Annotated in this window: 9 protein-coding genes and 1 pseudogene; all 10 read right to left on the bottom strand. The window is 37.2% G+C overall.

The window, feature by feature from the left end:
• A partial coding sequence (locus tag Wcon_RS07695) for a reverse transcriptase domain-containing protein (protein ID WP_255565530.1) occupies nucleotides 1-413 on the bottom strand: 413 nt, incomplete at its 3' end.
• 5 nt (nucleotides 414-418) lie between these two features.
• Nucleotides 419-553 (bottom strand): hypothetical protein, encoded by a 135-nt coding sequence (locus Wcon_RS12570; protein WP_255565478.1) that lies wholly within the window; start codon nucleotides 551-553, stop codon nucleotides 419-421.
• Between the two features lie 527 nt (nucleotides 554-1,080).
• Entirely contained in the window at nucleotides 1,081-1,455 is a 375-nt protein-coding gene (locus Wcon_RS07705; protein WP_114517770.1) for a head decoration protein, read from the bottom strand.
• Nucleotides 1,456-1,513: 58 nt separating this feature from the next.
• Nucleotides 1,514-2,620 carry a S49 family peptidase gene (locus Wcon_RS07710; RefSeq protein ID WP_114517771.1) on the bottom strand — a complete coding sequence of 369 codons (1,107 nt, stop codon included), beginning with the start codon at nucleotides 2,618-2,620 and terminating at the stop codon, nucleotides 1,514-1,516.
• Entirely contained in the window at nucleotides 2,617-4,044 is a 1,428-nt protein-coding gene (locus Wcon_RS07715; protein WP_114517772.1) for a phage portal protein, read from the bottom strand. The genes Wcon_RS07710 and Wcon_RS07715 overlap by 4 nt, the downstream gene beginning before the upstream one ends.
• Complete coding sequence (locus tag Wcon_RS07720) at nucleotides 4,045-4,269, bottom strand: gpW family head-tail joining protein (protein ID WP_114517773.1); 225 nt, start codon at nucleotides 4,267-4,269, stop codon at nucleotides 4,045-4,047.
• Nucleotides 4,262-6,085 (bottom strand): annotated as a pseudogene (locus tag Wcon_RS07725) (phage terminase large subunit family protein). The gene Wcon_RS07720 and the pseudogene Wcon_RS07725 overlap by 8 nt, the downstream one beginning before the upstream one ends.
• Nucleotides 6,082-7,581, bottom strand: coding sequence for an ankyrin repeat domain-containing protein (locus Wcon_RS07730; RefSeq protein WP_114517774.1), 1,500 nt, complete (start codon nucleotides 7,579-7,581; stop codon nucleotides 6,082-6,084). Before Wcon_RS07730 ends, Wcon_RS07725 begins: the two are co-directional and overlap by 4 nt.
• A 3-nt stretch (nucleotides 7,582-7,584) precedes the next feature.
• Nucleotides 7,585-8,049, bottom strand: coding sequence for a hypothetical protein (locus Wcon_RS07735; RefSeq protein ID WP_114517775.1), 465 nt, complete (start codon nucleotides 8,047-8,049; stop codon nucleotides 7,585-7,587).
• 133 nt (nucleotides 8,050-8,182) lie between these two features.
• Nucleotides 8,183-8,653, bottom strand: a complete 471-nt coding sequence (locus Wcon_RS07740; RefSeq protein WP_114517776.1) for a RuvC family protein — start codon at nucleotides 8,651-8,653, stop codon at nucleotides 8,183-8,185.
• Nucleotides 8,654-8,898 lie beyond the last annotated feature (245 nt).

Below are 8,898 nucleotides of genomic sequence, written 5' to 3' on the forward strand. Positions count from 1 at the left end.
AACCACAATAAGTTTGGGTCTGTTATCCGTTCTCTCAAGCATCTCATTAGCCATTTGTGCTGGACATTATCAAAGAATTTCTTGATATCAACTTCTACTACATAGTTAGTTGGTCTGTACATAACTGCTTTATTTAGTGCATTTACCGCTTGATGACAGCTTCTACCAGGACGAAAACCATATGAGTTATCCAGAAAGTTAGCTTCATAAATATTTTCTAATATCTTCTTCAGCATTATCTGGACTAACTTATCTTCTGTTGATGGTACCCCAAGTCCGCGTTTTTCTTTGCTTACAGCTTTTGGTATATATACTCTTTTCACTGGTTGCGGTTGATATTGCTTTCTCTTCATACTATCCACCAGAGTGCTAAGCTTCTCTTCAAGATTTTCTCCATAAGCTTCTACTGTCACCTGGTCTATACCACATGCCTTTTTAGCTCTTTATAACATTCAGCAAGATTCTCTGCGTTTATCAGATGAATTAACGATGTAAATTTCAATCGTTTATCTTGCCTGGCTCTTACTGTTATCTGATTTAGTTTTCTTTGCACGTTATTCCAACCTCCGTTGTATTGGCATAGCAATCCCTAAACCAGTCACTATATTGCTCCCTTGTATGTGGCTTTCCCACACTCTGAGTACTATCAGTCAGTCCGACTTCCTTTGCATCTTCCGTTAGTCCTCGCCTTTGTTGACTTGTTCCAACGTACCTTAATAGGAATACAAAGGATCTCTCCCAAGTTTACGTAAACTCCATCTCAACACGTGATACGGCCTCAGATCCCGATAGAGTGAGTGATAACTTGCCTTATCGTTACCCTTCTTGCTGTCTTCCACTATATGCAACGTGTCGACCCCTATGACATCGAGAATTTCGGGACTCAATACCTTCACTTTCGTTGTACCCTGTGTTGTCCATTCCACTAGCTTTACTACGCTCGTTACCTTACGCAGCATAGTAGTTTGTTCCAGGTTGCTGGCTAGGCTTTGCCTGGATTGGATTTTCACCAACTGGACTTTACGCACTTTGCTTGGCGCACGCATCTTTCCTCCTTTAATGCTGTTTTTAAATAGCTCGTTAAGCCCCCTTGCGTATGATGATCCCTCGTCCTTCAAGTTGCTTTATTGCTGCATTTTTCTGCTTTTCAGTGATATTTGCTGGCCATACAACTGCATGATCAGCAAGAAGAGCAATACGAGTAATTATTATTGCTTTAGTATCTCCATCTTTGCTATTTACATCACTTGTTATTACACCTATCGCTGTTTGTGTGCCATCTGTTCCAGCTGGATTAAGTACCCTAATAAAACCATCGTCCGTCTTTTTGGCAACTACTGCACCAAGCTTAAGATTCTGACCTTTAGCTACTGTTATTGAGTCTCTTGAATATAGATTGGATACTTCATATTTCAAAAGATCGCCTAAATTATTTCCTTCAGTTATACATGTCATGTTTTCCCTCCTTCTTTATTTTACCGCCAAATTTGCTAGTACGGCAATTATAAAAAACTTAAATACTTGATTGTGCTCTAGCTTTAGCTACTTGTATCATCAAATCTTCTGATAAATTTTGTGATAAAGCGCTGAAAATCTCAGCTTTTGTTGTTCGCTCTGCTAGTAGTTCCATTAAAACCTCCCGGGCTTGCTCAATACTTACGCCTTGCTCAATAAATTCTCCTATTTTCTCCGGCATATGCGACAGGTTACATAACCGTATCAATTCCAAAACTTCTCCTTGATACTTTTTGCACCCTATAAGCTTACCTTTTTCAATTAGTTCATCAGAATTTATGGACTGTTCTTTTTGTTCCTTAAGGTTGGTAAAAATTTGTTCATTCATAATATGGCTCCTGTGTTGATTAAAAAATTCAGAAAATGTTATGATATCATCAGCAAGACCTATTTTCACTGCGTTTTCGCCAAAATAAAGACCTGCCTCTGTTGATCGAATCTTTTCAATTGAAAGATCTCTGTTTCTTGCTATTAGCTGCAAAAACATTTCATATAGTCGACCTACTTCTTTTTGTAAGCTTTCTAAACTTTCAGACGTCATTGGCTCATGTGGATTTAAATCGTTTTTTCTACTTCCTGCAAATACTGTGGTATATTTTATTCCTTGTTTCTCATCAAATCTACTTTGATCTATATGACTTGCTATTACTCCTATACTTCCAACACCAGAAGTTCTTCTCACAAATACCTTTTCAGCGCTAGAAGCTATAGCGTACGCTGCAGAATATGCATCATCATTTGCTATCGCTATTATCCTCTTTTTTCCTCTTGCACTGTAAATAAAATCAGCAAGGTCAAACACTCCATTGACCTCTCCTCCTGGACTGTCTATATCCAATATAATTGTCTTTATTTCTTCATCTGCTAATGCTTGTGCAATTTGTTCTTCTATTTGCTCATATGATGTCATCCCTAACATGTAATCAAAAGTTTCTGATTTTTTTGTCAAGATTCCATGTATCGGTATTATTCCTCTTTCACTATTTCTTACTGCATGTTTTATATCTTTAAAGATAGGCTGCTTTCCTGTTTGCAGTGACAGTAATTCAAAACTCCTTGGCTCTACCATTACGCATCTGTTTAGCCATATTGTCTGTTGTTTCATACCACCTCTTGACTCGCAGTAACATCAGAATCAAAACTTAAGCCCAGTTCACCTGCACGTCTTTGATCTTCAGCAATTTCTTGGTCAATTTCTTCTACATCATAACCAAGTTCTGAAACTACTTCTGATCGACTCTTGAAGCCATTTCTTACTGCCATCTGTTGTGCTTGCTGGTCTTTCAGTGGATCCACCCAATCAAACCCTTGTGCTATCCATTTTACTTCTTTTTTTGCTCCTTCTTTCCCCTTTGTCCATTCTTCACCTATGTCTAATTCTCCAGAAAGTAGCGCTAACTCTAACCACCTATCCCATACCGGCCTGCAAAACTGAAATACCATAATGTTATGCTGTAACATTGTACATCTTCTACGAAACTCTATCAGCCCTGCTCGAATGGATGAATAATTAACACCTGTTAAATCTCCTGTTAGCTGTTCATATGTTATCCCTGTGCCTATTGCTATTGCCCTCAGTTGCTGTCTTATGAATGCTTCATAACTTCCTCCTACATCCGATGGTTCTGAGAATTTTATGTCCTCACCCGGGTCTAAAAGCTGCATAGTTCCAGGTTCTAGACCAGATAATGCTACTCCTTGCTCATTTACTTCACCTTCTCCTAAAATATTTGCTTCTGGATCGAGTCTCGTAATAAACCCTGCAAACATCGCTGCTGTCTTTTTTCTCACTAATTCTGCATCATCGTATTGATCAAGCTCATAAAGCTTTAGCAGTATACTCGAAAGCCATGGTTCTCCTCGGATCTGACCAGGTCTTAGTGGTCTATAGATATGTAAAACATCGTTTGCTGGTACTCTCACTGATTCACCAAACGAGCCTTCGCCTGGATGTTCTCTAAATAAGTAATATGCCTCTCTTTGCCCAAGCCTGTTAAACTCAATCCCGTTTCTTATTACATTACCATTGGCTAGTGTTTGATTACTCTTATTATCTAAATGCTCTGATTCCAGTACTTGCAGTTGTAATGGTACGCAAAGACTATCTTTGCATTTTCTTGTTCTCAGCCGTACAAAACATTCTCCTCCTTCTATCATGCTCCTACATACCAGAGCTTGTAATCCGTAAAAATCACTTATCCCGCTACTGTCTGCTTCATCTGTCCATTTCAGCCATAATTCTTGTACTTTCTTCCGAAATTCTGCATCCCTTGCTTTTGATTGTGGTTTTATTCCTGTTCCAATAGAGTTACTTACTATCGTATCAATAATATTAGCAGCATAAGGATTTTTCCTTACCATATCTCGAGAGCGGCTACGTAAAGTTTCAAGACTATGGGAAAGTAAACTATTTATACTTCCTGACTCTGGTTGAAAGTGAAAAAATCTTCTTCCTGAACCTGCTGCATCCCAGGCTGAATTTTTGATTTTTGGCTTACTAAATAGTTGTTTGAAGGTTTTTAGCAGCATCTATAAAATTCCTTTACTCGTTGAAAAAATAATCTTTCTTTTGGCTTTCATACCTGCAATTTTCAATTCAGCCTTAATACGTTGTCTTAAGCTTAGTAAGTCATTTATCTGAACTTCAGCATATCTTACCACATGATCACCATATGCAATTGATACTACTCGCTCTCCGCTTTGTAGCTTCTTTATTGCTTGTTCAACTTGAAACAAATACTCTTCGTTATACATTTTTCATCCATTTACTTTTCACTATCCTTTTGATTTTTACTTTCTGGTTTTTCATTTAAACTATTCCATTTAGCCTCTTGCCACCTATCAATCCCCAGTGCTATAGACGCAGCTCTTGCGTAAATCCTACAGTCTAATACTTCATTTCTTTCTCTTACCTTTTGCCACTCTTGTTTAGTGTATCCTTTCACCACTTTGCTGACTAATTGCTCTGCCGTTAGCTGCTTAAAATATTCAGGTGCATACTCCGGAAAATGACAGTGTCCTGCTGGCACTTTCTCTTCTTCTTTTAAAATATTAAGTAGTTGAAAAAGCTCTGACTTTAATATCGATACTCCTACTGGCCAGAGCTTTATTCCTCTTTTCAGCTTTTGACCACCAACTGTTATATCAACTCTACTTGGGCTACTAAGTGGCACTAGCGCTTTATTTACACCTTTCACTGCCATTACTCTTCCAGATCCTTGATGACCTCTTACCCAGTTGTAAACTTCCTGTGTTGCATACCCTGCATCTACTGCCATCATGCTTATCATGTATTCAAGCCCATTTTTACCGATAAAATGATGATTGAGTAATTCTGAAAGCTTTCCCCATACTTCTCCTCCTCCTGTATCTCCTTCAAATACTCGATAATCTATTGACCAATTTTCACGGCTTTTTCCCCATGCTACAACTTCTACTTCTAAGCGATCTTTTTGAACATCTACTCCTGCTGTGAGGACTACTTCTCCTTTTGGTACTGCGCCAATTTGGTAAGACTCTCTCCTGTTAAATAATTGTTTCCAGTCCGGTACTTCTCCTTTGTCTACCCAAGTTTCTCCTAAAGTGGTATTTATCCATACTTTTAGTAATTGCTCACTTTCTTTTGCATGGAGAAAATCCTCTACTGCTTGTTGCCAACTATACCAGCCAACTGGGCTATATAAGCTTGAAAGGTGAAATCCTTTTTTCTCACCTTTTACTCTATTAGTAGGCCTCCACTCTCCACGATCAAGCATCTCTGTCTTTTGATGATTTTCTATCTTTTCACCACATTCTATACATATATAGTGTGCTGTATTTGGATTTTTATCTTCCCATTTTATTTGTGACCATTTTAGAACTTGATAGTAATTACAATGCGGACATGGAATAAAAAATATCTCTTATCTGTTGCTTCAAATTCTTTCTCAATTCTGCTTATTCCATGAATCGTTGGTGTTGATACTAAAAAAATCTTTCGCCGTGCAAATGTATTGGTACGAGCTATGCTGAGCAGTACTGGATCTCCTTCTCCTCCTGAATCTCCTGGATAGGCATCTATTTCATCAAGAAAGAGATACTTTACTGGCATAGACCTGAGACCCACACTACTGTTTGCTCCAGTTATTACTACTATTCCCCCAGGAAACTCCTTACTTTGCACAGTATTGCCCGAGTCTCTTGACCTTGGGTCTTTTACTTTACTTTTTAAACATGGCGTACTCTCTATTAATGGTGCAAACCTTCCTTTTGACCAACGCTTTCCCATTTCAACTGTTGGCTGCACTACTAGCATTGGACCTGGTGTTTGATCTATGATATAGCCTATCCAATTATTTCCTGCTTCTGTTCCTCCAATCTGCGCTCCTTTCATGAATACTACTTTTTCTGCTGGCGAGGATGGAGATAGTGAATCCATGATTTCTTTAAGATATGGCGTTCTCTCTGTTCTCCATTTCCCTGGCTCTGATGTTGCAGTTGGCGCTAAAACTCGATACTCATTCGCCCACTCTGATACTTTAAGCTGGGAATCTGGTCTCAAACCTTCAGAAAAAGATGTGGCGTATATCATTGTCTGCATCTACTAGTAATTGGTTCTAACTCAACATCATTAACAGTAGAGCTTACTTCTCTACACTCATCCAACTCCATAAACATCTTTTTCTGAAATTCGTTCTCTATATATCTTTTGCTCATCTCACTCATGATTATTGCTATAACAAGTGCAATTATCCCTGTTATTGTTGCAAAAATGATCGCACTGCTTATTGTTGTTGTTATTAACCCTATATATACTGCTACTGCTATTGCGCTGACTGTGATATAGATGCAGATAATATTATTATGTTTTTTCATCCTTTTATCTGCTATTTCTCTCTGTGCTGTATATTTATTATGAAGGGTCGGAAAATTAACAACGGTATCTCTGCAGAGAAATGCCCCACTTTTTTCAGTAAACAAAACTTTAAGTAACTCTAGATTGTTTGACTTGATTGCTAAATGCAAAACAGGTATATAATTTACTCCTTTTTTCAGCAATAACTTTACTACATGTAAATGCCCTTTTTCTGCAGCAAGGTAAATCGGTGATAGACCTTTATTATTTGAAATATCAATATCAATTTCTTCTTTTAAGATAGACTCTACAAGCCCAATTTCTCCTTTTTGTGCAGCTAAATGCAATAGACTATTCTTTTCAGAGCCGTATTTACTACTCATCAAAGCCTTCTTTATCTCAGGTCTATTTTCAGCGTAATCAAATGGTGTCTTGCCCCTATCGTCTTTTACCAATGGATCTATATCTTCTCGAGTTAGTAAAACTTCTATTGTTTTCAGCCTTTCAGCGTAATGTAGTGGTGTTTTATTTTCGTAGTCTTGCAAATTTACTTGAGCATTAGGCTCCTTTATTAAGCATTTGAGGATATCAAGACATAAGTCTCTTTCATCGTAATTAGTATTACTTACAGCTATATGAACAGGTGACAATTTCATTGAGTTTTGTCCCATGCGCGTGCTACTTACATCTGCTCCAAGCTTTAGCAGTAACTTTACTATTTCCAATTTTTTGTTATTAACTGCATAGTGCATTGGTGTCTGATTTCGTGCATCAAAGACATCTATTTCAGCATTTCCTTCTTTCACTAAAATCTTTATAACTTCTACATGTCCTATACCTGCTGCTAGATGTAATGGTGTATGATGCAGAGCATTTCGTACATTAACGTCAATACCTTTTCTGATCAAATATCTAACTGCATTAACTTCACCTATCATTGCAGCTAAATGAAGTAAGCTATCTTGCTCTGATCCGTATTTATTGTTGATTAGCGCTTGCAATATTTCCGCTTTTTTCCCTTCTTTGGCGTAATCAAGAGATGTTTTACCTTCATTATCTTCCACAAAAGGATTAATATTCTTCTTTGTGAGTAACAAATCCACCATGCTTAATTCGTCAAACTCTATAGCGCAATGTAGTGGGGTTTTTCCGTTTAACCCTCTGACATTTACATCTAATCCAGGTTGATTAATGAGGCACTTTATTAATTCTAAACTTAAGTTAGCAGCCATTATTTAAAATTTTATGTTAGATAATTCTTCAAGCGAGTTTGTAATCTCCTCAGTGAGCGTCTTATGAATCTTTTCAGTGTCACTCAGTGATGCAAGCAGCGCTGAAACTCTATTTGGAATATTAAGCAAATTATTACGAACAACTCTTGCTATGTTAAATGCTTCAGTTTTTACCTCTTCAATTGACACAAATTTGCCTATTTCAGCTTTCACTTTAGCTTCCAAAAGTTTACCACGCTCCGTTTCATTTTTTATTCGCGTTTTTAGCAATATCGTTGAAAGTTTTTCCCCGCTCTCTTTTCTTCTCAGTGGCTGATTTGGATCTCTTATTGCTGCTACCGCTTCATTTGCTTGTTCTCGGTCAATGAGTCCATCTTTGAGTTCAACGATTCCTTTCTTTACCAAAGAACAGACATATTGCCTCGAAAACCCTTTTTTCCTTGCCCATTCTGCTTGCGTTATTTTCACCTTTTTTTCTCCTTTTTTAGCACTGCTCAGCTATAATTTCGTAAGTAGTTAACATTTGAAATATGTCTAACGCTAAAGAAGGCCTGGGGTCAGGACCACCAAACCCGCCAGCCTGGCCAAAAGGACCCACTTTTTATGATATTTCCAACGTATTAAAATCTTTACTAAAATTCATAACATAGAACATTAATGCTAAAGAATCTGCTTCATTATCATCTGTTGGACAAAAACCCTTTTCCTGCACTGCTTCAATTACATCAGCTTTACTTGCATTGCCCTTGCCAGTTATAAAACGTTTAATAGTCTTAACCGAAACACCTTGATAGGGAATATTACTTTCTTCGCACCAAGCAGAAAGGTGTGCTAAAAACCCTCCATAGATATGTGCAGCATCAGTTCCTAGATGTCTTCTCACTTCTTCAAAGTACACAACTTCAATACCTGGAAATTTATACTTAAGTGCATTAAGCCAATTACGAAAGTTTAAAAACTGCACTCCACCACCACTAAACCTGCTAACATGAAAACTCTTACTTCCACTTTGTACTATTCCATCATGTAAAATAGTCCAACCAGTTTGTTTACCAAGATCCAGTGTGAGCATTTCCTTTCAATTGTTGTGTACATATATATACAAGATTTGAAAAATTTTCGTCCAAAAAATCTTCAATTTTTGAAAAATTTTTTATAATTCTCGAATTTGAAAACCTTACTTATCCTAAACATGATTTTTCTACTTCTAGAGGTTTTTTTATTATTCTACTTTTATATGTTTTTATATATGTGTATATTTTTATATATGTATTATATATATATATTATATATAAGGGTTTTAGGAAGCTAGAATCC

The sequence above is a fragment of the Wolbachia endosymbiont of Cylisticus convexus genome, from assembly GCF_003344345.1.

Coding starts and splice junctions, on each gene's coding strand:
- Wcon_RS07730 (WP_114517774.1), bottom strand. CDS start 7,581: ATGGCTGCTAACTTAAGTTTAGAATTAATAAAGTGCCTCATTAATCAA.
- Wcon_RS07740 (WP_114517776.1), bottom strand. CDS start 8,653: ATGCTCACACTGGATCTTGGTAAACAAACTGGTTGGACTATTTTACAT.
- Wcon_RS07710 (WP_114517771.1), bottom strand. CDS start 2,620: ATGAAACAACAGACAATATGGCTAAACAGATGCGTAATGGTAGAGCCA.
- Wcon_RS07715 (WP_114517772.1), bottom strand. CDS start 4,044: ATGCTGCTAAAAACCTTCAAACAACTATTTAGTAAGCCAAAAATCAAA.
- Wcon_RS07720 (WP_114517773.1), bottom strand. CDS start 4,269: ATGTATAACGAAGAGTATTTGTTTCAAGTTGAACAAGCAATAAAGAAG.
- Wcon_RS07705 (WP_114517770.1), bottom strand. CDS start 1,455: ATGACATGTATAACTGAAGGAAATAATTTAGGCGATCTTTTGAAATAT.